The 25,200-nt window shown below is 66.9% G+C and carries 20 protein-coding genes; 7 read left to right on the forward strand and 13 right to left on the reverse strand.

All coding sequences use genetic code 11. From position 1 onward, the window contains the following. Window positions 1–60: 60 nt before the first annotated feature. The 4 genes from WMF44_RS09940 to WMF44_RS09955 form a co-directional block, all read right to left on the reverse strand. The gene (locus tag WMF44_RS09940; RefSeq protein WP_437298882.1) at window positions 61–600 is read right to left on the reverse strand and encodes a 2'-5' RNA ligase family protein; all 540 of its coding nucleotides are present in this window, start codon (window positions 598–600) and stop codon (window positions 61–63) included. 2 nt (window positions 601–602) lie between these two features. Then, entirely contained in the window at window positions 603–1,508 is a 906-nt protein-coding gene (locus tag WMF44_RS09945) for an ATP-grasp domain-containing protein (RefSeq protein ID WP_437298883.1), read from the reverse strand. A 259-nt stretch (window positions 1,509–1,767) separates the two neighbouring features. After that, complete coding sequence (locus WMF44_RS09950; protein WP_437298884.1) at window positions 1,768–2,778, reverse strand: hypothetical protein; 1,011 nt, start codon at window positions 2,776–2,778, stop codon at window positions 1,768–1,770. 94 nt (window positions 2,779–2,872) lie between these two features. Beyond that, the gene (locus tag WMF44_RS09955) at window positions 2,873–3,925 is read right to left on the reverse strand and encodes an NAD(P)H-dependent flavin oxidoreductase (RefSeq protein WP_437298885.1); all 1,053 of its coding nucleotides are present in this window, start codon (window positions 3,923–3,925) and stop codon (window positions 2,873–2,875) included. A 658-nt stretch (window positions 3,926–4,583) separates the two neighbouring features. Here WMF44_RS09955 and WMF44_RS09960 point away from each other — a divergent pair. Next, complete coding sequence (locus tag WMF44_RS09960) at window positions 4,584–5,261, forward strand: hypothetical protein (RefSeq protein WP_437298886.1); 678 nt, start codon at window positions 4,584–4,586, stop codon at window positions 5,259–5,261. Between the two features lie 34 nt (window positions 5,262–5,295). Here WMF44_RS09960 and WMF44_RS09965 read toward each other — a convergent pair whose 3' ends face one another. Continuing rightward, window positions 5,296–5,958: a hypothetical protein gene (locus WMF44_RS09965; RefSeq protein ID WP_437298887.1), complete on the reverse strand. Its 663-nt coding sequence runs from the start codon at window positions 5,956–5,958 to the stop codon at window positions 5,296–5,298. A 1,006-nt stretch (window positions 5,959–6,964) separates the two neighbouring features. Here WMF44_RS09965 and istA point away from each other — a divergent pair. Together istA and WMF44_RS09975 are read left to right on the forward strand one after the other, a co-directional pair. Next, window positions 6,965–8,530: an IS21 family transposase gene (istA, locus tag WMF44_RS09970; RefSeq protein ID WP_437296944.1), complete on the forward strand. Its 1,566-nt coding sequence runs from the start codon at window positions 6,965–6,967 to the stop codon at window positions 8,528–8,530. After that, on the forward strand, window positions 8,530–9,351 hold the full coding sequence (locus tag WMF44_RS09975; protein ID WP_437298888.1) for an ATP-binding protein: 822 nt from the start codon (window positions 8,530–8,532) through the stop codon (window positions 9,349–9,351). The genes istA and WMF44_RS09975 overlap by 1 nt, the downstream gene beginning before the upstream one ends. A 404-nt stretch (window positions 9,352–9,755) precedes the next feature. On the opposite strand, the gene WMF44_RS09980 is transcribed toward WMF44_RS09975, so the two are convergent. After that, window positions 9,756–10,010, reverse strand: coding sequence for an addiction module protein (locus tag WMF44_RS09980; RefSeq protein ID WP_437298889.1), 255 nt, complete (start codon window positions 10,008–10,010; stop codon window positions 9,756–9,758). Window positions 10,011–11,038: 1,028 nt separating this feature from the next. Here WMF44_RS09980 and WMF44_RS09985 point away from each other — a divergent pair. Then, the gene (locus WMF44_RS09985; protein ID WP_437298890.1) at window positions 11,039–11,179 is read left to right on the forward strand and encodes a hypothetical protein; all 141 of its coding nucleotides are present in this window, start codon (window positions 11,039–11,041) and stop codon (window positions 11,177–11,179) included. 176 nt (window positions 11,180–11,355) lie between these two features. Here WMF44_RS09985 and WMF44_RS09990 read toward each other — a convergent pair whose 3' ends face one another. From WMF44_RS09990 to WMF44_RS10015, 6 genes are all read right to left on the reverse strand, one after another. Then, entirely contained in the window at window positions 11,356–12,942 is a 1,587-nt protein-coding gene (locus WMF44_RS09990) for a protein kinase domain-containing protein (protein WP_437298891.1), read from the reverse strand. A 784-nt stretch (window positions 12,943–13,726) separates the two neighbouring features. Then, a complete protein-coding gene (locus WMF44_RS09995; protein WP_437298892.1) occupies window positions 13,727–14,737 on the reverse strand; it encodes a hypothetical protein in 1,011 nt (336 codons plus the stop codon). A 294-nt stretch (window positions 14,738–15,031) separates the two neighbouring features. Then, window positions 15,032–16,444, reverse strand: a complete 1,413-nt coding sequence (locus WMF44_RS10000) for a DUF4062 domain-containing protein (protein WP_437298893.1) — start codon at window positions 16,442–16,444, stop codon at window positions 15,032–15,034. A gap of 816 nt (window positions 16,445–17,260) precedes the next feature. Next, window positions 17,261–17,848 (reverse strand): hypothetical protein, encoded by a 588-nt coding sequence (locus WMF44_RS10005; protein WP_437298894.1) that lies wholly within the window; start codon window positions 17,846–17,848, stop codon window positions 17,261–17,263. Between the two features lie 1,228 nt (window positions 17,849–19,076). Then, entirely contained in the window at window positions 19,077–19,271 is a 195-nt protein-coding gene (locus WMF44_RS10010) for a hypothetical protein (RefSeq protein ID WP_437298895.1), read from the reverse strand. 512 nt (window positions 19,272–19,783) lie between these two features. Beyond that, a complete protein-coding gene (locus tag WMF44_RS10015) occupies window positions 19,784–20,023 on the reverse strand; it encodes a hypothetical protein (RefSeq protein ID WP_437298896.1) in 240 nt (79 codons plus the stop codon). A 1,121-nt stretch (window positions 20,024–21,144) separates the two neighbouring features. On the opposite strand from WMF44_RS10015, the gene WMF44_RS10020 reads away from it, so the two are divergent. From WMF44_RS10020 to WMF44_RS10030, 3 genes are all read left to right on the forward strand, one after another. Continuing rightward, window positions 21,145–21,684 carry a hypothetical protein gene (locus WMF44_RS10020; RefSeq protein ID WP_437298897.1) on the forward strand — a complete coding sequence of 180 codons (540 nt, stop codon included), beginning with the start codon at window positions 21,145–21,147 and terminating at the stop codon, window positions 21,682–21,684. Further along, window positions 21,681–22,415 carry a hypothetical protein gene (locus tag WMF44_RS10025; protein ID WP_437298898.1) on the forward strand — a complete coding sequence of 245 codons (735 nt, stop codon included), beginning with the start codon at window positions 21,681–21,683 and terminating at the stop codon, window positions 22,413–22,415. Before WMF44_RS10020 ends, WMF44_RS10025 begins: the two co-directional genes overlap by 4 nt. Window positions 22,416–22,520: 105 nt before the next feature. Continuing rightward, window positions 22,521–23,618 carry a hypothetical protein gene (locus WMF44_RS10030; protein ID WP_437298899.1) on the forward strand — a complete coding sequence of 366 codons (1,098 nt, stop codon included), beginning with the start codon at window positions 22,521–22,523 and terminating at the stop codon, window positions 23,616–23,618. Window positions 23,619–23,661: 43 nt separating this feature from the next. On the opposite strand, the gene WMF44_RS10035 is transcribed toward WMF44_RS10030, so the two are convergent. Continuing rightward, window positions 23,662–25,191 carry a hypothetical protein gene (locus tag WMF44_RS10035; RefSeq protein WP_437298900.1) on the reverse strand — a complete coding sequence of 510 codons (1,530 nt, stop codon included), beginning with the start codon at window positions 25,189–25,191 and terminating at the stop codon, window positions 23,662–23,664. Window positions 25,192–25,200: the final 9 nt, after the last annotated feature.

The raw sequence follows: 25,200 nt of genomic DNA on the forward strand, positions 1-25,200 counted from the left end.
CGGCGGCGCCGTGCGTCGGGACGCGTGGTGGGCAGGCATGACACCCGCGCCGGCGAGATCTCACCGGCGTTCCAGCGTGACGCGCTCGACGCAGCGCCAGCGCTCGGTCTGCCCCTCCACGGCCCACAGCTCGAGCCGGTCGGCCCGACACACCTCGTGCGCGAGCGCAAGCACCCGGGGATCCGCGGCGAGCTCCTCTCGGCGCGCGGCCGGCAGCTCGCCGTACACGAGGCTCACGTGCGGGCGAAAGGGGGCCTCGTTCGCGTTCGCGCCGAGCGCCGCCTCGGCCGCGCGGCGCAGCGCCGCGAGCGGCTCGGACGGCGTCACGTCGAGGAACACGCACTGGTGGCGGGTGCTGCCGGTGGCGGGGCCCCGCGCCTCGAGCGCGACGGGGCGGAGCGCGCCGCCGTCGCCGCGCAGCCCGCCGAGCTTCGCGGCCAGCGCGCCGCCGTCGCCGCGCAGCCCGCCGAGCAGGGTGAGGTGAGGCGCGAACGCCGGGCCCCCGGTCTCCCGGGCGAGCGCATCGATGAGCTCCTCGAGCCGCGCGGCCGGCGCTCCGCCGGGGATGAGCCACAGGGCGAACGCTGTCTCTTGCGCCATGCTCAGCCGAGCGCCGCGCGCAGGTGCCGGTAGAACGCGTCCGCGGCCCCACCCTCGGGGATGCCCGCCGACCCGCCATCGTTCAGCTCCACCAGCATCCAGCCGCCCCCTTCCTTCTCGGCGACGTCGGCCGCGTAGAAGCGACTGCGCACGCGGCCGAGAACGGGCGCGAGGACCTCGGCGCTCGGCGGCTCGCCCGGATAGTCACCGTCGGCCCAGTACGGCGCCGCGTAGAACGGCCGGCCGTCGAGCACGAAGAAGCGATGCTCGTTCACAAGCGGCAGCCTGCTCTTCGGGTGCAGCCCGATGCGTCGCAGCTCGACGAACTCCCGGAAGACGAGCCCGCCGACGACGTGGTCGTCCTGGAGGCGGAGGAAGTTGCCCACGACGCGCCGCACGTTGGCCTCGTCGTCCGCCGCCGGGATGAAGCAGGCGTCGAACCACTCGTGCTTGCGGGACTTCACATAGTCCTTGAGGATCACGGCGCCCGATCCGAACGCCTCTCGCACGTTGACGACGACGGCGTCGAGGTCGAACGCGGAGCCCGGGATCCAGATCGACCGCGCTGTGTGCTCGGCGCCGCCGATCGCCTCGTACCACTCGGGCAGGTGATAGCAGTGCTGGTACGCCGCCGGCTCCGTGATCAGTCGCCGGCCGCGCGCGGCGACGACCTCGCTCATGCATCGATAAGCATCGAGGCCCAGGATCCAGCCGCGGTAGAGCACCTCGCCCGGGCCCTCCGGCACCCGGCGGAGCTTCACGCCGCCGCCGAGGAACACCTCGAGGTCGATGAGGCCGACGTCGAAGCCGGCGCTGGCGGCATGCCCGGCTTCCTCCTCGAAGGCGCTGTCCGGCGCGGTCGGGTGCAGCGGGCTGCTCGGGAACAGGACGAGCGGGGCGGGGAGCATCTCGCAGACTCTATACGATGGCGGGATGGTCGTCACGAGGGTGTAGATCGGGCGATGACCGCGCGATTTTCAGCTCGGAGGTGGCCCCGCCGGCTTGTCGGGCGGGAGAGAGAGCAAGAGAGAGCACACAGGGAGACGGGGAGACGGGGAGGAGATATATCGAGAGACCAAGGTGGAGAGGCGAGAGGTGGGGACCATCCTTCGCCTCTGCTTGCTCGGGGTCGACGGCTTTCAGATCGCTCGACCGTGGCCGTCGAGCTCAGCTCTGGGCTGCTCCCTCGACATCCATCCATGTTCCGCACATGGTGCAGAGCTTCGCCGAGGCGTCGGGCAGGAAGTTACAGTTCGAGCAGTACCTCTTTCCGTCAGGAGGCGGCGGCATGGGCGGGCGGGGTGACGGCGGATTCCAGGTCCACGCCATGGGCTCCGGCGGTAGCCAGGGCGGTGGAGCTCCCTCCCAGCCGTTCAGCGCGATCGGCGCGCCCGCCCTGTCGCCCGGCACGCAACGCAGCGCCGGCCCGCCGAGCTGGTCGCGCTGCGCCCAGAAATCGCCGTTGTTCATCCGGGACCGCAGCTCCGTGCCGTGCACGCTCGACGGCAAGAGCGGCCGGTGCGCGCCCGCCTCATCGCGGTAACGGACCGGCTGGCCCTCGGGCTTCAGGGCCGAGCCAAAGGCGACGTGGTGATCGACCTCGACCGTCGCCCGGAGATCGGGCGGGTTGCCGTCATGCGCGTCGAGCGCGGGCGCGAACAGCCACTCCGGGTACCTGGGCTCGTACCACCACAGGAGCGGCTCGGGCTGGAGGTTGCCGTTCCAGCAACAGACCGCCACCGGCCAGCCGGGGTAGTAGGCCTCGAACGCCTGAAGCAGGCGATCGTTGATCGCAGGCCGCTTGGGCTCCGGGACCTGTCCGAGGACGGAGAGGACCGCGCGCGGCGACTCGGCGAGCACCACCGCATAGCTGCCCACGTCGAAGACAACGGCCCGGGCGGCCCCGACCGCGGCGAACGGCGGCGGGCCGTAGCTTGGCGGGATCGGCCGGCGCGTCGCCTGGCGGATGTCCTCGAGGAAGGTGCGGAACGGGCGCGTGTCGACCGCGTTCTGCGGGCCGAGCCGCGTGGCCGGGATCGGCAGGATCATGGCGTTCGGGCCGGAGGTCGACGCCGTGTTCTGGTAGGCGAGGACGTGGACGTAAAGGCCGTTCCACTGCGCATCGCCGGCATAGAGGAGGGTGCTGGAGAGCCTCGCGGGGGAGAAGGTGCAGCACATGGTCGCTGCAGGATACACAAAGAGGAGCCTGTCACCCCGTTGTCGGCAGATGAGCCGCGGGCGCCCATCGGATCCATCGGCAGGCCCGGCGGCGTCAGTGTGCACCTGGGAGTGCAGCCGCGAGCTGTCGCGTGAGCTCGGCCGCTGGCACTTCCTTGCACCCGCTGGCGTTTTGCCCCGCCCAGAGCGGGGAGAAGTCGCCGCTGCCCTGGCTTTCGGCCTTGGCGCGCAGGGGTGCGATCGCCGACGTCGCCAGGGGAAAAGCTGGCGCGGCGCCGTTCATCGGCCCAAGCTCCCTCATGATGCGGTTCACGATGCCTCGAGCGGGTCGCCCGGTGAAGAGGTTGGTGAGCGCCGTGGTGCGGGCTGCGTCGCTCGCGAGGGCCGCGCGATGCACCCTGCTCGTGGTGGCCTCGGGGCACAACAGGTAGGCGGTCCCGATCTGTACGCCGGCCGCGCCGAGCGCCATGGCGGCCGCGACACCCCTCGCGTCCGCGATGCCGCCCGCGGCGATGACGGGGATCTTCACGGCGTCCACGATCTGCGGCACCAGTGCGAAGGTGCCGAGCTGGAGGCTGAGATCGTCGGACAGGAAGCTGCCGCGATGACCGCCCGCCTCGATGCCCTGGGCGATGACCGCGTCGACCCCGCGCGCCTCCAGCCAGCGCGCCTCGTCGACCGTCGTCGCAGAGGACAGGATCTTCGCGCCCGAGCGGCGCACCCGCGAGAGCAAGGCCTCCGAGGGCAGGCCGAAGTGGAAGCTCACCACGGCAGGTCTGAGCTCGTCGAGCACATCAGCTGCCTCATCGCTGAAGGGCAACCGGCCGGGGCCGGTCGGGATGGCGCTTGCGTCGACGCCGAGCTCGGCGAAGAACGGCGAGAGCCGGGCACGCCAGATCGCTTCTTGCTCGGCGTCGGGCTCGGGCCGCGTGTGACAGAAGAAGTTCACGTTGAACGGCCTCGTTGTCTGCGCTCGGATGGCTGCCAGCTCCTTGCGCAGGGCGTCCGGGCCCAGCACGGCGCCGGGCAGCGAACCGAGCCCACCAGCGCTGGAGACCGCGACCGCGAGCGCGCTGCCCTGCACGCCGGCCATGGGGGCCTGGATGATTGGAAGATCGATTCCAAGGAGCTCCTGAAGCGTCGTCATGGGAATCTCCAGATCCACTGCCGAGGCACAGTCCAGCTTTTAGCCTTTTTTCGTCCAGCAGAGTGCGTTCGATCTTGGGACCCGAGCGTAAGCGAAGGGCCCATCGGTGGCAACACCGGGTTGGACGGCACATGCTCGCCTGCACGATGCGCTACTCGTTCCTCTGCCAGTACGAAGGTCTGCATGAGGTATCGGGGATGAGCGTGGCTCGGGCATTCGGGCCTGGATCTCCGAGGGCGCGCTGAACACCGTCAGTCCTCTCGCAGCGAACCGGCGCATCGCTCTTGCGGTGACGCGCTGAATGTCACCCTGTGGTCCTCGCGGCCGTCCACGTTGATGTCGCCGATCGACTCGACGCTGGGCGGTCGAGCTGCGGAGCCGTGGGGCAGAGGCGACGGACCATTTCGGGCACAGCCGGCGTGCAACAGCAGTATCGCGAGTGGCGGTGCTTGTGTCGTTTTCATGCGCAAATTGGTTGGTTTGTCTAACTATGAGTCGATTGGTCGGTCGAAGCCGCAGGACGAGGTCTGTCCAGTGGACAGTTTGGTGAGTCTTTCAACGTGATCGTGGAGCAGCGCCGTCCGATCGCGGCTCGCCGCCGGTGTGCGGGTTCGACTGGCCTTGGCGTTATGCGCGGGGCGGCTACACTGCGCGGCCCGTGGACTCCGTGATGGACCGCATCGAGGCGATGGTCGCCTGGCTCCGGCAGCGCCGGTGGGCGCACCTCGCCGTGGTGAACCTGCGCATCCTGATCGGCTTCGCCTTCCTGCCGGCGGGGCTGAAGAAGATCCTCGGCGAGCCGTTCACGGATCCGGGCAATCGCGGCCCGTTCCACGAGTTCTTGCACGCGTTCCACGCGACCGGGCACTTCTACACGTTCGTGGGCGTGGTCCAGCTGGTGGCCGCGACGCTGCTCATGACGCAGCGGTTCGCGACGGCCGGCGCATTCCTGGCGCTGCCGGTGACGGGCGCGATCCTGGCGTTCTGCTGGAGCACGGCGGTCGTCCCGACGGCGACGGTCGTCACGCTGATGTTCGCGGGCCTGGTCGGGCTGGCGCTGTGGGACGTCGGGCGGTGGCGCGGCGTCCTCGACGCGCCGGAGGCCACGCCGCGGGCCGCGCGTGCGTCGTCACCAGCGCCGATCGACCTGCGGCTGTGGAGCCTGTGCGGGGCGGCCATCCTTGTGGCGTACCTCGCGACGTGCCTGCTCAGCGGCGGCATCTACCGGCCGCGCGGGCCCGCGTTCGATGAGCCGGGGTTCTACGTGCTGATGGCGCTGCCGCTGTTCCCGATCGTGACCGCGCTCATCGATCGCCGCCGGCGCGCGGGGCGCTGACCGTGCCGCGGTAGAGGTGCCCCTTGCAGTGGTGTCATGCGCCGGCGGCACCCTCCAGCGCCACGACGATGTCGCCGAGCGGCGCAGCGAGGTGGATCCACGCCTCGCCGCCAACGCGCAGCACGGCGAGCACGTCGTCCGCCCGGCCGCGGAACGCGCCCAGCGAGCGGGCCGGGCCGCCCTCATCGACCGCAAGGACGGCGACCTCGTCGTCAGCGCGCGCCACGACGACGAGCACGCCCGTGCTGGTCGCGCCCAGCCAGACAGGGCGGCCGCCGAGCGCGACGTTCCGGGGAGCGCCGCGCTTCGGCACCTCGTGCAGGAGCCCGCGGGGAACGTCGCAGCCCCAGAACGAGCGCAGCCGCAGCGCGGCCGGCAGCGGGCCGCCGAACGCCTCGTAGGCGTCGCAGGCGTCGTAGCCGGGGTCGAGCGGGAGCAGGTCGGCGTCGTTCGGGACGAGGCGGGCGAGCGCCGCGTCGCGCGCCTCCGTGAAGCGTGGCAGCGCATGGCGAAGGCGTAACGCCGGCAGGCCACAGAGCGGTCGCAGGTCTGGGCGAGACTCACCCTCTTCCGTCACAATGCAGCGCTTGCCGCTCGGGTCGAGCAAGAGCACCGCGCGATTGCGGATCGCGATAGGTGTGGCTGGCCTGAAGACCGGGCGCACCTCGAGGACCCCGTGGTCCTTCTTCAGCCGCACGAGCCTCCAGCCGTCGATGGAAAAGACCCGGCTGCCATCCGTGCAAAGGCGGCGATAGGACGACGACGTTGCGGCAACGAGGGTTGTCCCCGGAGGAACGAGCGCACCTCCTGACGCCAGGCCTGCGGGCGCCTGGCCGCGTCCTGGCTCAGGGCGCGGTGCGGCTACACCGTGCGCGGTGAGCCAGGCGCGGAGCGCGGCAGGCGCGTCCACGTGCGCGGCGGTATCCCACGCAAGCCGGATCGATAGGTCAGCACCCACGCGCAGCGCGGCGATTGGCCGCCCATGGCGCTCGAGCTCCACCGTGATCGGTCCCAGCGTGTCCTCTTCTGGAACTGCGCCCTCGCCGTGCGGAGGCGTATTCCCGCGGAGGCGAAGCAGCGGGCGAAGCGCGTCGAGCTCGGAACGAGGGACGCGAACGCGGCGGCGATCGTTCGCGACGAGCCACGCCGCCGTCGCGCTGCCGAGGGCGCGGTCCACATCCGCTTGCTGCGGAGGCGAAGGCAGGATGGGCCAAACAGGCATAGGGCTATCGCTTTGGCGCTGTGGGCACGTACTTCCCGCCGTGCACGATTGGGTTGTTCGGCGTGCCGCTCATCGTGCCGTAGTAGAGATCTCATCTGCCCGCGCGAGGCTCCAGCCGGAGCCACACGCCCCCGGACGTGCGCAGCGTGGTCGCGACGTGCAGCCGCGTCGTCCGCCCCGGCACCGCGCTGGCCGGTAACGCTGAAGGAGCCGTGGAATCCCGTGCCAGTTCGCAGGGTCATGGGGCCACCTGACGGCGTTTTTCGCAGGGTCATGGGGCCACCCCAATCGCAGGAGGATGGGGCCACCCGCGCGGGGGCGTGACCCAGTTTTTCGCAGGGTCATGGGGCCAGCTTTCGAGGTTTTTCGCAGCCTCATGGGGCCAGCTCGGGACGCCGCGGTCGGGATCTGAGACGGGCTCCTTCCGACGACGGCGCGGGTCGCCGTCGGAAGGAGCCCGATGCCCTACCGAGAGCTGATCATGGTTGACATCAAGGAAATGCTCCGCCGTCGTGCGGCGGGGCAGAGCGCGCGTCAGGTGGCGCGCGAGACGGGGTTCGATCGCAAGACGGTCGGCAGGTACTTCGAGGCCGCGGCGACGCTGCCACTGCCGCTCGACCGCGAGCCGACGGACGAGGAGGTCCATGCGATCGCCCAACGTGTGCAGGCGCGCCCGGTGCCCGACGCGAGCGACGAGAGGAAGCAGATCGACGCGCATCGCGTGCGTATCGAGGCCTGGCTCGCTCAATCTCGCCCGCTGAAGCTGCGGAAAATCCACACGCTGCTCCAGCGCGACCACGGCGTCACGGCGAGCTACGACACGCTCTGGCGCTTCGCCAAGGAGGAGCTCGCGTGGCGCAAGAAGACGCCGACGGTTCGTGTCGCGGATACCGAGCCCGGCGAGGTCGCGCAGGTCGACTTCGGCCTCATGGGCAGGCTGTTCGATCCTGCGACGCAGCGAGTTCGCAACCTGTGGGTGCTCGTGGTGACGCTCGTGTACAGCCGCTACCAGTTCGTGTGGCCGTCGTTCGAGCAGACCACCGTGGCGGTGTGCGCGGGCCTGGATGCGGCGTGGCGCTTCTTCGATGCGATGGCGCGCGTGATCATTCCGGACAACATGAAAGCCATCGTGCTGCGCGCCGACGAGGTCGCCCCCGTGCTCGCGCCGGCCTTCCTCGACTACGCTCAGACGCGCGGGCTGTTCGTGGATGCCGCGCGTGTCAGGTCGCCGAGAGACAAGGCACGTGTCGAGAATCAGGTCGCCTACGTGCGGGAGAGCTGGTTCGACGGCGAATCGTTCACGAGCCTCGACGACGCGCGCGCGTCGGCTGAGCGGTGGTGCCGCGACGTCGCCGGCGCGCGCGTCCACGGCACGACGCGCGAGGTACCGCGCGAGGTGTTCGAGGCGCGCGAGAGGAGCGCCATGAAGCCGGCGCCGGCAGCGCCGTTCGACGTGCCGCACTGGACCGACGCGAAGGTCCACCCCGATCATCACGTGCAGGTGCTCCGGTCGCTCTACAGCGTGCCCACCCGCCACGTCGGCAGCACGGTGCGCGTCCGCGCCGACAGCGCGTCGGTGAGGATCTACGCCGGCACGGAGCTCGTGAAAGTGCACGCGCGCGTCGCGCCGGGCAAGCGTTCCACCGATCCGAGCGACTACCCCATGGGCAAGGACGTCGCGGCGGTGCGCGACGTCGCCTCGCTCATCGCGAGCGCGAAGAAGTGCGGAGTGCACGTCGGCGTCTACGCTGAGCGACTGCTCGCGGTGCCATTGCCCTGGACGCGCATGCGGCTGGTCTACGCGCTGCTGCGTCTGTGCAAGAAGTTCGGTAACGGGCGTGTCGAGGCGATCTGCCAGAGCGCGCTCGCGTTTGATGTCGTCGACGTGCAGCGCGTGGCGCGCATGCTCGAGACGGCGAAGACGCCGGCGTCACCGTCCACGGGTCAGCGCACGGTCGTTGCGCTGCCCACGCCGCGGTTCGCGCGCAGCACGGAGCACTTCGCGACGCGCATGCCGGCGGCTGCCGCGACCAAGGAGGACTCGTGATGAGCGCGAGCGAAGTCGACCCTGCGCTCATCACGGCGCTCAAGCGCCTTCGTCTCGGCCGGATCGCGGCGACGCTGCGCGAGCGTCTCCTGGTCGCCGAGAAGCAGTCGATGGGACACGAGGAGCTGTTGCTCATGCTGCTCACCGACGAGATCGCGCGTCGCGAGGCCAGCGCGACGGAGAGCCGCGTACGCGACGCCGGGCTCGACCCGGCCATGCGCCTGGAGCTCTGGGACAAGACCGCGAAGGTCAGCTTCGACAAGCGTCTGCTCGGCGGGTTCACGAGCCTACGCTTCCTCGAAGAGCACAAGCACATCGTCATCCTCGGCTCTGTCGGCGTGGGCAAGACCTACCTCGCGAACGCGCTCGGACACCTCGCGTGCCAGCACGGCTACAGCGTGCGCTTCTTGCGCGCGGACGCGATGCTGCGCAGGCTGCGCCAGAGCAGACTCGACAACTCACGCGACGCCGAGATGGTCGCGCTCACGACCGTCGACCTGCTCATCCTCGACGACTTCGCGCTCGAGGCGATGAACAAGGAAGAGAGCCGCGACGTGTACCAGCTCTTCCTCGAACGTACAGGCAACGCTTCGATGATCGTCACGAGCAATCGCGACACGGCCGAGTGGCTCGGGATGTTCGACGACGTACTGCTCGCGCAGAGCGCCGTCGATCGGTTCAAGAACGCGGCGTTCGACTTCATCATCGACGGCGAGTCGTACAGACCGCGGCTCAAGCCGAAGCTCGACGAGAGCACCACGGCCGCGCCGGTGCCCGCGCGCAGCAAGCCGCCAACCCACCCACGCGGCAGGCGGCGATGACCGCTGCGGCCTCGGCGAGGACGTCGAGCCCGGGGCCGCGCCTCTGACCCCTCGCTCCGATCGGCGTGCCTCGCCCACCCTCGTCGACGGGAGCGCGGGTGTCGCTGGGGGCGGGGTGAACCTGCCTGCTCCTGAGCGTCGCGGACCCTGCCGGGATCTGCCGGGGGCCTGGGTGGCCCCATGACCCTGCGAAAAGAGAGACGTCGCCGGTCGCTGCGCGCCCGGCTCCGGGGACCTCGACACGCTTCGCGGTCTCGGGCATGGTCGAGACCGATCACGGCGTCTCCCCCCTGGCCCCATGACCCTGCGACGGGGTGGCCCCATGATCCTGCGACGTGGCAGAATCCCGTTCAGCGTACCACACGGCGGCCTCCTCGGCTTCGGCGAGGGCGGCTGGCTGTAGTTCAACGGCCTTGGCCACGGCCACCGGCTGCCGCGAGGAGGCGGCGACGGGCTTCCGGCCATGGGATCGGCGTGACCGTTCCCGCATCCACCTCGTCCAGGCGGCGCTCGATCTCGTCCGTCCAGGCTTCCTCGACATGATCGCCGTCTCCTTCGGCCTGGTCCAGGCTCTGGAGCAGCTCGGCTGCCAGAGCAGCCCGCGCGTGGTCAGGCAGGCGTAGCGCAGCTGCCAGCACGTCTTCCAGGTCGCTCGGCATGCCTGGAGCCTACCACACGGCACGCCGTTACCGCGGAGCGGTGTGCCCGGCCTGCGCGCCGGCAACCGTCAGGACCGGCGCGAACCAGCCAACCAGGGCCGGGGCCGGCGGGGCGAGCAGCGAGGCTCTCATCATGGGGGCAGCGCCGTACCGGGGTGCGCAAAATCCAGGTTCCGGATTCCGGGGCCGGCTCCGGTCTCCTCCACTTCTTCGCTCAACAAGGGCTTCTGCTGCGGGTGGGTGCGCGCGTCAGACCCACCCGCAGCAGAAGCCCTTGTTGGGCGGCTGAGCTTGGAGCAATGCCTATGATCGCGGGGGCGGAGGGAGGCGCTCTCAAGCCCGGAGATGGCTGCAATTCATCGTTTGCTGGAGGAACGAATTTGCGGTAGCGAACCGTCGCGATCCGTCGCATTCCCCGGGATCTTGGGGGCACCAGACCACCGATCGCACCCGTTCGGAAGGCATCGACCCAACCCGGGCCCGACCGCCGACGCTTGAGCTTGGCGAGCTCGCGCCAGCCGACACGTCGCCTCGGGCCGCCGTGGTCGCCTCGCTCGCCGGCAACCTGAGCCGCGCCGTCGCCCTCGGCGATGAGGAAGCGGCTCATGTCATTCACGAGGCGATCGGCCGGCTGCTCGAGTTATCGGCGGTACCGAAGAGGCGAGCCAAATCCAGTCGATAGTCGGGTCGAATGCCCGAGCTGGTTGCCCAGTGAGCCCGGCAGCTCCTCGGCGCCCGCCGGCCCGGTTGAACGCGGGCGGGCCGGGTGAGCAAGCGGCGGAGAGGGCCAAGCGCCCGCCCGCCGCGCCGACAAACCACCGCCGACCCAGATCCCGGAGCCGACCCTCGCCGAGAGCGGTTTCTTGCGCGCCATGGTCGCCCGGTTCGGCGTGCGCGCGCCCGATCGCCCGATCGCGACGACGTGCTCCAGGAGTGCCTCGTCGGCGCCGACGTGGCCGTCCGCGAGGAGCTCGAGGCGCGTGCCCTCCTGGAGCCGCTCTGGCTGGTCGAGCCCCGGGAGGGGTCGGGTGCTGACCCTCGTCGGCGAGGGCGAGCAGGTGAGCGAGGTCGCGCGGAACCTCGGGGTGCCCACTGGAACGGCCTTCTCGCGGCTCCGTCGAGGCCGCCGCCTTGCCGCCGTGCTCAAGCTGTGGCGTCGGATGCGGTAGATTCCTGCCTTCCCAGCCGGATCCGCATCGGCGCCGGCGAGCAGGTCTCCGAGGGCGACCGAAGCCCAGGATGCTGCCGATTGGCGCGGCGTTCTCGCGGCTCTGCTGAAGCCGCAGATGCCTGCGTACAGTACCACAGCTCCTGACTCCACCCCGTCAGATGACCGGTCATACAGCTATTCTTCGTCTCTTCGATGCCTAGGAAGCTTTTCGACCCAGGCAACTAGTTGCTCGTGAGCCACGCTGCCCTGCACAAGGCCACTAAGCAGCCGCTCGCGCTCAATATCGAAGCGAACGTCGTTTAGCGGCGACCGCTGCGCCACCAGAAATGCCGCTCCCGGCGTCAAGTGTCGCACCTCCAGTCGGGCTGAGATTTGCTTCGGCTTGCCATTGACAAACACAGTACCATCGTCGTACTCCTGTCGCGTAACAAGTTTTTTCCCGTAGACCCCGTATTCTTCAGTGCAATAGCCATATCTGTTGACCCGATTTCCTAGTTCCTCAGCGGTTCGGACGGGGTACAGTCCAGTAGGCTCATCCGCATCCCAGTATAAAAGCACAAAATCTCGCCAATACGCCCTCGATCTGTAACCCAAAAGCTTCGATACTCTATAGCGCTCATGCCCAACCAAAACTATTGTTTTGTTGAGCACCTTAAACGACGGCACGCCCATTGTACCGCGACCCACCTCCCAGATAGGTTGATTCCGTTCGATTTCGAGCGGGTTCTTTAGTAAGTGTTTTAGTCGTGTTATGATCTCGCCTGGGCTCGTCACCAAGCAGGTATCGACGACCCCGGGGAACGCATCGCACATGCGATCATGAAAGAATGCAGTCGATTCTGCAGGTCGATATGCCTGTACTGCCACCGCTGTAATCTTGCCTGGGTTCTGAGCGCCAGGCTTGGGTGCTGCCGTGTCGCCACTAGCCCCTACATGATCCTTTGATGGAACAGGGGGCACATTAGTTGAGGCAGCGCTTGGCTGTGCAGCGGCATTCGAAACGGTAGGAGTCGGCTCCGTCGAAATTCGGATCCCTCGAGTTCTATCGACTGCATCTCTTAATACTGCGTCGCTCGCGCTGCTGACCGCGCCTGCTGACCCTGGCGCGCCCGCCAACCCTGGGCAGACGGCTGTATATGCCGCTCGGATCTCGTTCGTAGACGCCGCGTGTGTGAAGGCTTGATAATAGGCATCGCCGAGTGCACGAACATCGACCTTCTCGCGACGTTCAAGTACCTGTCGTACAAGGTTAGCTAGAGCGCGAAGATCATCTCTTATGTTCATGCGTGCCGTTCGCGTTCCAAAATCTTCGGGTGATAGGCGACACAGAATGTCGATGATTTTTGCGCCGCTTCGCGTGATTAGGACGTTCTTGTCGTAAAGGTCACCATGGATAATGCCGGCCGCATGAATTGCTTCGACGCCGGCGATCATGTCGATAACCACCTTGTCTGCGTGCTGGCCAGCTAAGGTGGTCCGCACGTCTTCAAGGGTGCCACCCTCGATGTACTCCATTATCAGCGCTGGAGCACTCACCTTGGTCTCTGGGTGGGTTTGATCCTCGAAGCTGTAAAGGCGGACAACGGCTGGATGCTCAACCCTTGCAAGCGAACGAGCATGCATAAGTGCGTCGTACTGAGCGGTTTCCGGTTTGCGGTCGAAGAACTTGACGGCGTACTTTCTGGGAAGATACATATCTGCCGCCAGCCAGACGCGCCCGAAAGCCCCATGGCCAATCTCTTTCTCAAACTCCAGGTCCATGTCGCTCTGCTGTGTAGGGGTTACTTAGTTGGTGGGGCCAAAACGAGCAGGCTCCAAGTCCAGTCTATCTGGTGGCGTGGAGAGATGGCATTGCACCCCGGCAGAGGCTCGGAGCGTAGCTCTCCGTTTCCTGATGCCGCTCCAGCTATCCCCATGGCCACCCCACTTTGCGAGGCCAGCGGAGATCCCGTCCGGTGTCAAGACGGGGCCGCCTCCGGTGCCTCTGCCGACGGCAGGAGGGGCGCCCGGCCGCCCTGCTCCTGGCGAGCGGCCCCTGGCCGTTCCGCTGTGGGTGTACGTTGGGCCCGGGCTGGTCCGCGGTCCGGCCTGCCGCCAGGGACGCAAGGCACGCCTGCCGCGAGGCATCACGCCTCCCCAATCTCGGGCGCTTACGACGTCGCGGCGGCTCGCATCGCCCACGAGACCATCGGGCGGCTGCTCGGCGCGCCGGGACCCAATGCTGCCGGCGTCATCGACCTCGCCGCCGAGCGCGCTCGCCGCGGCGGGTAGCGCCGGCCGGAGCGGCGCTCGCCGCGGGCGACGTCGCGGCGGCTCGCATCGCCCACGAGACCATCGTGGCGGCTGCTCGCTGCAGCAGAGACAAGGAGGTCGAGCACTCGGCGCGTAAGCGGCCTAACGACTGAGGTTTCACCTGCTGGCGCGTCAGGCTACGCACCAATCTTGCTGAAGGCAAGACCGCGGGCGTGGTACTCCACCACGCCCGCGAGGCACGAGGCATCCAGCTGGGACCCGCCAGATGCAAACCTGAGTTAGCCCGCCGGTTTCAATTGTGATCCCCAAAAAGCGCTCGCACCTTGCGGAGCGTAGATTTCGACACGCGTGCTCGGAGGCTGGAGGAAGCAGCCGTTAACCACCGCCTGACTAGGGTCGCCACATCCTCCCTGCTCGCGTTCGATTGGCTCTCGATCATGACTGAGAACGGATCATGTGTCCCTATCGCCGCAACCGCGGCGCCACGAAGACCATAATGCGCGCAGAGATTGCGAAGCTTGCGAGATGTCAAGATCGCCGTCTCCCCTTCTGTGAACGTAGGCAGTTCCGAGGTTAACCACGGGATGATTGCCGATAGCGTATTACGCGCATGGTAGGCCGTGAGAAACTGTATGCGGAACAGCAGATTCGCGCGGTCAGCCAGGAGAAGGGGAAGTGCGTGGGCTGCGCAGTTGATTTGAGCTTGCGCCATGAGGGCCGCGCCGGCGAATCGCTCCTCTCGCGGGCGCATCGCTTCCGTGACCGTGTTATAGACCTTTGCTCCGAGGAAGTCATTGTGACTGAAGCGAACGCGCTCAAGCGCCAAAGTCTTGTGCACTAATTCGATGGGTTTACCGAAACGCTCGAAGAGGTTCGATAGCTGGGCAAGGTAAGCGCCGACCTCGTGACTAAAGGCATACAGTCGTCGGCCAAGGCCGTCCAGATCCCCCGGGCCGAACGCCCTCAACTCATCAAGAGTGATCCCGACGGCTGGAAGCGCGCTGTGCGTTGTGGCAACAGGGTCTTCGTGAAGAAAGTAGATCCCGAGGTCTGGCTGTAAATGTCGAATCCAAGAGCGAAGCAAACTGCGGTGAGGCACGTTGAGCCATTCGCGGCTCTTTGCATGCGCAACTGCCAATGCTTCGACTAGTCCGTCGGTATACCCGTCAGTGTCGTCAAAGAGTTTCAACCTGGCACGGGTCTTAGTGACGTTCCTGGCGAACTTGGAAAACAGCTCGGGCTTGGGCAGATTTAGTGCGGAGTCGGATCCCTTTTGGGTGAGGTAGTGGAAGCTCTCTTCCATGACAAGGCCGAGTAGGCCCATCGTGGTGTAAGGGAAAACGCCTCGGTCAGGATGCTCGCGAGTGCCCAGGAGCACGCGCGCAAGGTCGGAAGCGTCGGCTTGAATTAGCGAGAGCTCGGTGTCTTCTTGGGGCGTCAGGAGGGCCAAGAGCGTTCTCGTCTCGAAGTGGTGAGGTCGGGCTAACGACTTGCCGTTCAGCGGCGGGCCAACCCTGCCGAGCGGAGCGAGGCTGGGTGGTCCGTCCGCTGCAACGGCTTGTTCGGTGGCGGGGTTGGCCTACCTGTTCGAGTTGGTTCACTCGTAAACGATGCGGAAAGGGATCGTCCCCTCTTGCGGCTTAGTCTCGTCGGACAAGATACGGTAGCGGAGTTCGCCTTCGTGAAGCTGATTTTGGGGCGTGAGAACCGTCACAATATCGTCTGAGCGCGAGAACACGATGCGGCTGGCATGCTGTAGCTTTTTCGCACTCAGGGTGACGGCTGTCCCATCCACATAAACGGTGTTCGATGACGGCGCATGAAAAAATGACGCGACCGGCGGCACGGCTCTCGGAACCGCCGCTCCGACGTATTCGAGGAGCGTCGCGACAGCAGTGCTCCCGCGCCCTCGTTCTGAGCGCCGGGGACGTTCAGGCAGATCATGAGGAAGCCTTGGATTTGGAAGCTCGCCGCAGTGCAGTGTGAATCCCTCCGGAAATTCGATCTCGCACCGTACATCGTTGGTGGTGGGTCCCCCGGCACTTCGAATCGCGAATATGATGCGCGTACTTCCATTAAGCGCTACTTCCTGCGTGTACTGGCGTACCCTGTTGGCGTTCTCGGCCGTAGCGAGATATTTTTCAATCTTCTGGTTGAACTCAACCATTTGGGACGACCACATCAAGTCCGCCGGTCCCGGTGAAGTCGATCCCGATGAAAGCTCCAGCGGCGTGAATGCGCCGGCAGCATGTTGTGGGTCCTGCTGATATACGAACTTGAACGTCAGCTCGGGAAGCGGATTTCCCTCGGAATCGAGCACTTCGACCTCGAAGGTGGTCACCTCCTTCACTGCGGCCACCAGAGCCTTGAGACGCTCGTTCTCTTCGCGGAGGGTGCGGTTGTCCGACAAGAGGTGCGCCATCTCCTCCACAACCGCAGGCGAGGCCCCCTGGCCACCCCGATACCAGCCGGGACGAGGCGTCCCCTCGTCTTCGTCCTCCCGGATTCTTTTGGGGATCGCGGATGCAACACGAGCGCGGAGATCGGCCTCAGTGTCCCACCATTCGACGAGGTGCCGACTCTTGACCTTCGCCTTGAACTCTTGGAGCCGCTTGGCAGTTTTGCCCGTATCCATTTTGTCCCCGGTGATCGCCGCATCTTTGCGGATGAACGCAATCACCGGGATATTGTGCTCGTGAGCGTAGTCGTACTCGTGCTCCGTCCAGCTCACGCCCGTCTCGGAATCGAAGGGTGAACCGTAACGGCCAGCGAGCACCAAGACGTAGTAGTCGCTCCGGTCGATGGTCTTCTGAATGATCCTCCAGCCCCGATCGGACTCGGCGCTGAAGTTCTCCATCCCGGTGGGGATCTCGCCCAACTTGAGGATCTCCCACGTGACAGCCTTCCGCTCGTTCTCAAGATCCCCGAACGTGGAGCTGACAAAGACCTGGTACTTCGGCCGGATCGGTCGGGGGACAGCGGGCGCGGTCGGCTTGGGGGTCTCGTCCATAGGCTCAGGTCAGTAACGACCCTACCACCGAGCGGAGAGGCTGCCCAGGGGTTCGTTTCCTACTCGTTCATTGCGGGCGGAACCCGGGCAGCCGTCCGGGCGTGGAAGTAGCACAAACTGCCCCCCTCAAGAGGCGCGTCGACGGGCCGTGACCGCGAGCGGCGTGACCGTGTCCTGAGCGCGCGCCGTCATTGCCGGCCCTCCCCCAATGCATCGTCCCTGCCACGCGGTTCGCCTTGGACTGTCTCGACGCCGCCCGTTGTTGGGGCGCGGGCCCGCGTGCGGGTGGGCGCCTCCGGCCTGGCCCATCTTGGCAGCACATAAGCCGCCGAACGCGCTGGCGCTCGCCCCGTCGGGTGCAGCGCCGGGTTCGGCGGCCCATTGCCACGGTAGGCGGCCTGCCTGCCACGCCGAGCGCCGGCCGTCGAGACCCGCGCAGGTAGCCAGCTCAGCGTGTTCGCGCCACGGCCACGACCGCGACGATCGCTACGAGCGTAACGATCGCGAGGAAGGCAAGCGCGGCGACCTGGACAGTCACGTCAGAGCCCGCTGTGGCGCGCCTCGCGGTTACGATCGCGACTGCGGCCGCCAAAGCGCCCTTCCAAACATGCGAAGGCGGAGGGCCGGCGGACGCAGGGGGCACGGTTGTCCGCTCCATGATCGACACGTTCGGGGTGCGGGGCGGCGCCTCGCGGGGCTGGCTTGTCCTGGGGGTGCGACGAGTGGGCGGGGTGCCACGTCCAGGCTTCGTACTGCGCGTCGTGCTCATGGACGACAGAGTGACCGCCCGCACGCCCTAACGCGATGGGGTAGCCGTTAGGTGCGGCGCGCCCCGCGCCCACGCCTTACGGGTTGTGTGCCCAGCTTCTCGCGCAAGCGGCGGTCACGCATCTTCGCTGCAGCCTTGAACGTGTTGTAAAGGTCGACACCTCCCGCCTTGCAAGCCTCCTGCGCTACAGTATCGAGGTCAACATCTGGGCGATAGCCATTGTCCGTGAGATAAGGATCTAGGTCTCGAGGCAGTCGCCCAGCAAGCTTCGCTACCTGGGCTTCAAAATCGGGGCGCGCTCGCTTCTTCTGAAGTACCGCTCGTGCAATGGCTTCGTAGTTGGGGGAATAGACATCGCGATGGTCGATCGTTCGTGCGTGGCTCAGCGATTTCAGGGCGCCCAACACAGCCTCGCGGTGCGTCGGCTTGGTGCGCGCGCTGTACTCTTTGGCCGCCTTCGCCATCTTGTCCATGAACCATTTGGCCTGCTGGGCTCCTCCTTCCTCTCCGTGCCATGCAATCGTGGTAAGTGCCCGTCGCAGTGCGTTGTGAATCAGCGTCATGTCTTTTCCGACATCCTTGCCACTTTTCTCGGACGCGGTCTTAATGAGACTATCTTCGACCCCGGAGTTCATAACCAGGCCAACAGCGCGCAGAAGAGTCGAGCGCTGTTCGTCACTAATATCTTCCCTCGCTGATTCAAGGAGGTCCGTCGCCGCTCTGAGAACCGTTGCCCGCGAGCTTACCCTGCTACCCAGGATCTCGTCTTGATTGTCCTTCGGGGTACGCCTAGCTGCCATCGGAACCGCCTCGTCCTGTCACGCGGGCCTGGTGCGAGCCCGGACCTGCTCAAGTTTGGGGGACGTCGACATCTTACCGTAGCCAGCGATCTGTGAGCTCTTCCTCCCGCATTGGGCACAAGGCGTCATCGCTGTCTCCTGAAGTTTGCGCTGTGGAGGCTAGGCAATAAATTTGTTGCTTTTGCTTCTCTTGTTACCTCTTCTGCCTGGCGACGCTTCAGCTCAACACCAGCGCCCTTGATCTCCCGGAACAGGTCGGCTCCTTCAAACACCATGGCGAGTCGCATTGTTGGCGCAGCGATGGCTACGGCAGCGCCCCTGTCACTGAGGACGAGTCCAGCAATCAAGCTCGATAGCAGCACTATTCCAAATACGATGCATGCCAGGGTCGCCAAGCGCGATGGTCTCCCGGTGGGGCGTTCTGTGGAGGGTACAGGCGGCGTCGTCATGCTTGGAGTCCAGAACGTTCGCGAATATTGACAACGAGACGACCGTCTCGTTGTCGGAAAACCGGGCAACGCGATTCGGGCGTGGCCGAGCATGGGTATCGACTGCTCTCCGCCTGCTGACCACATAAGCTGGCCGAAAAAGTATATACTTACGTCCCCCGGCGGGCCAAGGACCCGATGCGCCTTCAGGACGGGCCCCCCCGCCCGTTCGCTGTCCGTTCCTCAGACCAGCCCACCGGCCGCATCATCTGGCTTGCCGTCCGTGGGGGACGCCCCGCTCGAGATCATGCAGCGCGCCGGTTACGCCGGTGTCCAGGCGACGCAGGGCTACATCTGCGAAGCCGAGGGGGCCACGCGGGACTTGGCGACGTCTTCCCGCCGGTGCCGCTCTCGCTCTGGGAGGGCGGTGTCTCGTCTGGGAGTCGTCCGCACGGCGCGCAAGCGCGCGAAATCATGGTGGGGCGCGGGGAATCAAACCCGATGCAAGACGCGCCGGACGCCGGAGTTGCGAAGATCGCCCTCGGCGCCGGGTCCGGGGCTCCGCGGGTCAGGATGCGAGGTCTGGGCCGAGCCGGCGATCTATGCGCTCCCGCAGTCAACCGAACGGGCGGCCATCAGCCCAGCCGCTCCCGCTCCCACCGCACCTGGGCCGCGATGGCGTCGTCCGCGGCGCGCACACCCTCGACGAAGAGCTCGGCGTGGGCGGGGTTGTCCAGGTTGAGGCCGAGCCGGAGCAGCAGGGTGCGGTCGCGCTGCGGGACGGATCGGAGGATCTCGGCAGCTGAGCAGGGATAGCGAGCGGGACGCACGCTGCGAGCGTACCAGAGGAGCGGTCGGACGGTGCGGCCGAACGGCTGGCTCTCGCATGAGCCGCGAACTCGGTGCGGCCGGCGTCGGGGCGAACATCGATCTCCACCCGGTCCCCTTCCTCAGACACCGACGTCGCTGTGAAGGCGACCCCGACCGGGGGCTCACCGCTGCCTCCGCCACCGGTGCCGCCGGTGCCGCGGAGGGCTGGTGCCGCGGAGGGCCAGAGCCGCCGTGTGGTGCACGGAGCTCGGCGGGCGCGCTGCGGGGTCGCACAAGGTGAGAGATGCTGCGCGTGATGCCCGAGAATGCGCCGTCTCGGGCGTGAGCGGCTCCGCAGGGTAGCCGAGCCCACTATTTGAGGCGCTACTACCTGGAGGAGATGCTTCGCGACGCCGTCCACCCGACTGAGCTCACATTGCCAGCGAGGCGAAGTGCATGCTGGCGGGCGAGCTCTGGCCGCATCGACGCCGCCGTCTGCCTGGTTGAGTACGCTGGGGGGCGGCTGCGGAGATCAAGGGGCACGCCGGGCGCTCCGCAGGAGCGGCTGCAGCCACAAGATGGACGCACGCGAGCTCGGGATCGCGCCGGCGTCGCGCTGCTTGACGCCGGAGCAGACAGCAGCCGCGGGGTCGAGGTGGACGCCGGCGCGCGCGAAGCCGTCGCCGGCGCCGAGGTTCACCTGGATGACTTCGCGCGCGAAGTCCGCACGGCGCGCATCGGCCAGCTGGCGCCCGTTCTGCGCGACGTACATGGCGCCGGAGCAGACAGGAAGGCCGCATTCCTCGCTCCAGAGAGGCCGCATGTGCGCGGGGCCGCCGACGGCGCGCTACATGGCGCTCGAGCAGACAGGCCGCAGGGCCGAGGTCCGCGACCGCGCTGCGCGCGGGGATCGAGGTGGACGCCGGCGAGTTCGGGGCCGTCGATGCCCGTGTGCTCAAGCGCGTCGGGCCCGGCCGTCGCTCGTTGCCAGCGAGGGCGTCCAAGCCGCGCGTGATCGCGGCGCGGCAGAATCGTGAGGCACGCGGCGCGCCCGCCCTTGTCGCGCGGGCGCCGTCGATCGAAGACGCGCGGGCGCGTAACGGCATGATCGAGCTCTTTATCCGTCTGTTCTCCCGCTTCGCTCGTCTGTTCTCCCGCTTCGCTCGCCGGAGTACCGCGCGGTGTGATCGAGGTGATAGCGCGCCTGGGCGATCTGGATCGTCGGTGCGTGGTGATCGGCGTAGGCGCGGCTCGGCAGCTCGACGACGCCGAGAGGCCCCCCGGCCGGGGCAACAGCGACGACGCCAGCGAGCAGCCGGCGAGGGCTGCGGGACCGTCCGGGCTGCGATGCGGTGCCTGCGGAGCCCCATCGGGCCATCCGTGGCCGGTCTCACGGCTGCCCGCCGATGGGGCCACGACGTGTGGCGCTCGCGCCGACACGGACGCGCGAGCGACGTCGTGCAGCTCCAGGCGCGTGAGCGCTAGCGCGTCGTCGCCGCCGACCGCGCAGGCCACCGTCAGGCGCCGCGCTCGCGGGCGGCGTGGCCGCGCGAGCGATGTCGTGCCGCGCCACGCGCGTGGCCGTCACAGCGCGCGGTCACCGCTGCCTGCGCGCGGCGCCGCGCTGGGGCGCCCTTGCAGCCGACACGCGCAGCCCGGGGCGCGTGGCCGGTAGCGCCCTCTCCCGGCGGCGTGGGCAGGCAGCCGGCGCCAGTAGGCCGACACGCGCTGATGCCGCGCAGGTCGCTGCGCGCCGGCGCACGCTCCGGACGGTACGACCCCTGGCCCGTGTAGTGTCCTCGTCTAGATTCCGTTTGACGCCGATCCCGTGATCAGAAGAATGGCCCACGTCGCCACGTTGCTCGCGTGTTTCGGACGACCGGGAGGGAGACGATGAGGACGACAGACCGGCAGATCTCATCGTCGGCAGTGTTCGCTCTCCTGCTCAGTGTCGTTCCGACGCAGGCAGACGCATCGGAGCTGAGTGCCGGAATTAGCTTCGGGGGGATCCAGGCTGGCACCGTGACGCGCCTGGCGGTGAGTCCGCACGCGGGAATATCGTGGCGCATCAACGGCGACATCATTTTAAATGTTCACGATCTGCTCAGCGTTATTCCCCCAGTCCAGATAGGTGGGGTCGGTGTCTACAATAGTACCATCGCCGCTCTCGGATCTGGCTGGAAGAATGGCGATTTTAGCGCTGGCCCATCCGTTGCGCTCTACTTCATGCCGGCTTGCGGAAGCACATTGTGTGGGCACGTCGCCGGGATGGCGGTAGGCGCGCATGCGCAAACCAACGCGTACGTTGCAGGACCGCTCGGCGTGTCGGTGAGCGCCAATGTGGATTGGGTCGGCGGGAGCAGCCTCGTCCTCCCAGGTTACGTGTCCGTGCTTGTCGTCGTCGGTCCCGTGCTTCGATGGAGTATAAAATGAACGCAAAAAGAATTCTGTTTCCGATTCTGGCTGTCGCCATCTGCATGCTGGCGGCCTGCAACTGGACGGTAGGAGACTGCTATCCCCGCGAGGAGTGGGTGAAGGGCGAAGGTGCAGGTGGGCCAGTCGGGCCGCACGTTCCTGTCTTCACCTCCGTCTCGTCGGGGGACTTCGGGGCGGAGCCGCCGAGCGGACCGGAGTACGGCAGCGAGCGCAAGATCCAGTGCAACAAAACGGACGACGAAGACGAGGACGAGGACGAGGACGAGGAGGAAAGCCCGAGCGACAGCTCGGAGAGGCCGACAGCTAGCCCGACGAGCCCGCCAGATCCCTGCCAGCAGAGCGGCACTCCGCAAATGAGTTGCAACATTTCGGCGTTCGAGCCGTCGATGTTTCAATTTGTTACGACCTTAGCCTACGATGGGACCGTAGCAGGTGGTTGGCAGGAGGCGACGGCGGGGTTAGTGTTCAGACGAGGCGTCCGAGGCGTCGACGCGTGCACGGTTCACATCGGGATGCCATTGCGAACCCAGACTTGGGGCGCGATCTCGGCGGAGAGGGCGGCGATCATCAGTGCCGATCTGATGAATCGGATAGCTGCAAAATTTTACGAAGAAGGGCTTACCGATCTTCCACCTGGTGTATTCTGCGAGAAATTCAAGACCGAGATACGCCAACGGTTTGAGAAAGACAAAGAGTACGAGGGCCTCGGTGCCAGGCTTATGGGCTGATTCTCCCCGCTTCCCTAGACACCCCCGAAGGCAAAGGGAGGCAGTGATGGGACGGAGAAGGAGGAGGGCGTTTACGCCCGAACTCAAGGCGGAGGCGGTACGGCTATGAAGCACAGTGTTAGAGAGCTGCTGGACGTCGTCTACAGATATTACCCACATGGGATTGATGTCATCGAGCAGGTCGACGTTCAGCGCTACAAGGAAACAGAAGAGTACGGCCGCCTGGTGGCCGCGCGGCGGCGCGCGGCAGCGGACGAACGCTGGCCTGCCTTGCTGCGTCGAATCGAAGAACGATTCCCCTCTAGCATTGTTACGAATAATTCGTTTCACCTGCCTACGGGAGCCCTGGACGCTTCCTACTCCTTTTCGGTTTCCCTGCCAAATACAACCGGCGCCCGAACGCTGTGGTTTCACATTGGCTTCCTGGTCCCTTACTATCTCGTCTATGGTTGGCGCCTGGTCCAGTTTGTGAGGCAGCCAGAGAGGTTTAGGGTTGTCTTTGGCGGTGTAAATTTCTTCATTCCGCGAAGCCCGAATGATTCGGCGCTTGTATTAAGTTTGGATGATGAAAAACTAAAGAGTGTCACGTTCAGTGAGTCGTATATCGACTTCGAGCTATCGGACGATGAGCTGCCATACGCAGAGTGGATCGCCCGCGACATCGAAGCGACCTTCGGTTGTGAACGCATGCCACCGGAGGTCGGTACCGTGCTCGTGCCGGATGTGGCGGTGAACCCACGGGCTCTCGGGAAGGCTAGACTGTGCGACTGCCTGTTTACGGCCGGTCATGAATGGGTGCCCCCTTCGCCGTCTGAAGTGCGGACGCCAGGGGTAGAGGTCGATGCGAGCTGCCTGACAGGACGATTCGTCGCAGTCCTCAAGGTGCTGGCGGCGCTCTACAACATCTTGTGGGGCCTGATGCCAGAGGCGCGGGGCGCTTTCTTCGGAGGCGTGACAACAGATGGGGTCCTGCGCAAAGAAGAAATATTGAGAGTGCTTGCAGAAATTCGGGTGCGCATGGATCAGCCGAAGACTCCCCGCGGCATCGCTTCCAAGCGCGAACTCGAAGCTGCCATCCGCGAGATCGAAGCGCTGGTCGCCGGGTGGGATGGTGAAGGCGAGCCGCCAGCCTCCATGGTCGCTTGGGCCTCCAGCTTCCTGGCAAGTTCGCTCGTGGACTCGGCCCCCAAAGCCTCTTCGTAGCCGTCGCCGAGATCCGCGCCGTCCTCCCGTGACGTGACCGCGGCTATTCGGGAAACCTAAGCATCTTGTGGGCCTCGCCGCTCTCTCCCACCGTCATGCTGCCATCGTGGTTCCAGCTGGTGCCGCCCTTGCCCGGCTGTCCGGTCTCGATGGTGACGCCCTCGAGCGTGAGCTGGTCCTCGTCGAGGTAGGCGACGCCGATCGAATCGCCGCCGCGCCCCGGGCCGCCGTATCCGCCGGGCCCTCCTTGGCCGCCCCGGCCGCCGAAGCAGGCGGCGAGTTCATCCCCGAGCGTTCCGCCCGGTGCGCCTCGGCCGCCTGTGCCGCCGCGCTGAGGTTCCCCGCCGTCGCCGCCATTGCCGCCGAAGTCCGCCGTGATCTTGGTGTCGCGCACGGTCACCCGGGCGTGAAGCACGAGGACGCCGATGGACGGCGGTGCGTTCGCTCCCCCGCGGCCTCCTCTGCCTCCGCAGCCGCCGGCCCCTCCCGAGCCGCCTGCTGGGCCTCCCTTGGAGGCCACACCGCACACGGCGAGCCCGCCCCAGCGACCGCCGCCGCCACCGCCGCCCTGGCCCGGCGTGCCCCAGGTCCCCTCGGCCCCCGTGTCGCCCTCCCATCCTGCCTCGGTGAGGCGCCCGATGCCCTTGCCGGGCGCGCCCTGCGTCCCCGGAGCCCCCGGGCCCCCCTCGGATCCGCTGCTGCAACTGACGTTGTCCCGCTCCCCGATACCACCGCGCGCGGGCGGCAAAAGGTCGGCGGGCTCCCCGTCGCCTCCATCCTCGGCGCTTTCGGGCAGCCCGTCGCCTCCCTTGCCACCGATGCTCGTGAGCCCGCTCTCGCACCGGTTCACGACCGCAGGGCCGCCGGCGACGACGGCCGCCGAGCAGGCGTCCCCACCGAACATGCCATCCGGTCCGGTGGGTTGCGAGGTCTGCCACTTCTCGCCAGCCTTCCCTCTCAGTCCACCGCGGGCGGAGATCTCGCTCCGCAGGATCTCCATCGCCGTGCTCGACTGAACGAGCACTCCGACCTGGCCCGCCGACCGGACGTAGAGATCGGCGAGCGTCGACACCCCGTCCGCGGCCCCCGTGTCCTCGGGGCCCGCGGGCTCGACGATCACCATGGGGCCGAAGACCCGATCGTGAGTAAACGTGGTCCGCGGGCGTAGAGGGTCGCGGTCCCATCTCCGGCAGTGGAAGCCCCCGAGGAGATCCACGCCGGAGGGCACCCGGATTTCCTCCACGACGAATCCGTCGTTGCAGAGGAACACGCGCCCTCGTCCAGCGCGCGCGAGCTCGACGGCGCGCGCGACGGTGTACACCGGCTTCGCCTTCGTGCCGGGGTTCCTGTCGTCGCCGAAACCGTAGTTTCCGGCGAGGAACACGCCGCAGCCGTCGTCGAGGATATCGGCGGCGACGTGCTCGACGCAGACCGACTCCGGAGGCGGCTCGTCCTCGCACGAGGTGCCTTCACAAGGCGTCACGCCAGGGTCGTTCACGCCGGGCGCGGTTCCGCAGCCGGTCGCCCACGGCGACAAAAGAAGGACGAAGGTAGCAGCGGTGGTCTTCCTCATGGGCGTCTC

It is taken from the genome of Sorangium sp. So ce426, assembly GCF_051475585.1.
Lineage (GTDB): Bacteria > Myxococcota_A > Polyangia > Polyangiales > Polyangiaceae > Sorangium > Sorangium cellulosum_B.

What these genes read in the sequence shown, in the direction of transcription:
- WMF44_RS09945 (WP_437298883.1), bottom strand. Translation starts at nt 1,508, where the DNA reads ATGCTCCCCGCCCCGCTCGTCCTGTTCCCGAGCAGCCCGCTGCACCCG.
- WMF44_RS10005 (WP_437298894.1), bottom strand. Translation starts at nt 17,848, where the DNA reads ATGAACTCCGGGGTCGAAGATAGTCTCATTAAGACCGCGTCCGAGAAA.
- WMF44_RS10030 (WP_437298899.1), top strand. Translation starts at nt 22,521, where the DNA reads ATGAAGCACAGTGTTAGAGAGCTGCTGGACGTCGTCTACAGATATTAC.
- WMF44_RS09940 (WP_437298882.1), bottom strand. Translation starts at nt 600, where the DNA reads ATGGCGCAAGAGACAGCGTTCGCCCTGTGGCTCATCCCCGGCGGAGCG.
- WMF44_RS10035 (WP_437298900.1), bottom strand. Translation starts at nt 25,191, where the DNA reads ATGAGGAAGACCACCGCTGCTACCTTCGTCCTTCTTTTGTCGCCGTGG.
- WMF44_RS10015 (WP_437298896.1), bottom strand. Translation starts at nt 20,023, where the DNA reads ATGTACGTCGCGCAGAACGGGCGCCAGCTGGCCGATGCGCGCCGTGCG.
- WMF44_RS09995 (WP_437298892.1), bottom strand. Translation starts at nt 14,737, where the DNA reads ATGGAAGAGAGCTTCCACTACCTCACCCAAAAGGGATCCGACTCCGCA.
- WMF44_RS10025 (WP_437298898.1), top strand. Translation starts at nt 21,681, where the DNA reads ATGAACGCAAAAAGAATTCTGTTTCCGATTCTGGCTGTCGCCATCTGC.
- WMF44_RS10000 (WP_437298893.1), bottom strand. Translation starts at nt 16,444, where the DNA reads ATGGACGAGACCCCCAAGCCGACCGCGCCCGCTGTCCCCCGACCGATC.
- WMF44_RS09955 (WP_437298885.1), bottom strand. Translation starts at nt 3,925, where the DNA reads ATGACGACGCTTCAGGAGCTCCTTGGAATCGATCTTCCAATCATCCAG.
- istA (WP_437296944.1), top strand. Translation starts at nt 6,965, where the DNA reads ATGGTTGACATCAAGGAAATGCTCCGCCGTCGTGCGGCGGGGCAGAGC.
- WMF44_RS10020 (WP_437298897.1), top strand. Translation starts at nt 21,145, where the DNA reads ATGAGGACGACAGACCGGCAGATCTCATCGTCGGCAGTGTTCGCTCTC.
- WMF44_RS09980 (WP_437298889.1), bottom strand. Translation starts at nt 10,010, where the DNA reads ATGCCGAGCGACCTGGAAGACGTGCTGGCAGCTGCGCTACGCCTGCCT.
- WMF44_RS09975 (WP_437298888.1), top strand. Translation starts at nt 8,530, where the DNA reads ATGAGCGCGAGCGAAGTCGACCCTGCGCTCATCACGGCGCTCAAGCGC.
- WMF44_RS09990 (WP_437298891.1), bottom strand. Translation starts at nt 12,942, where the DNA reads ATGGACCTGGAGTTTGAGAAAGAGATTGGCCATGGGGCTTTCGGGCGC.
- WMF44_RS09950 (WP_437298884.1), bottom strand. Translation starts at nt 2,778, where the DNA reads ATGTGCTGCACCTTCTCCCCCGCGAGGCTCTCCAGCACCCTCCTCTAT.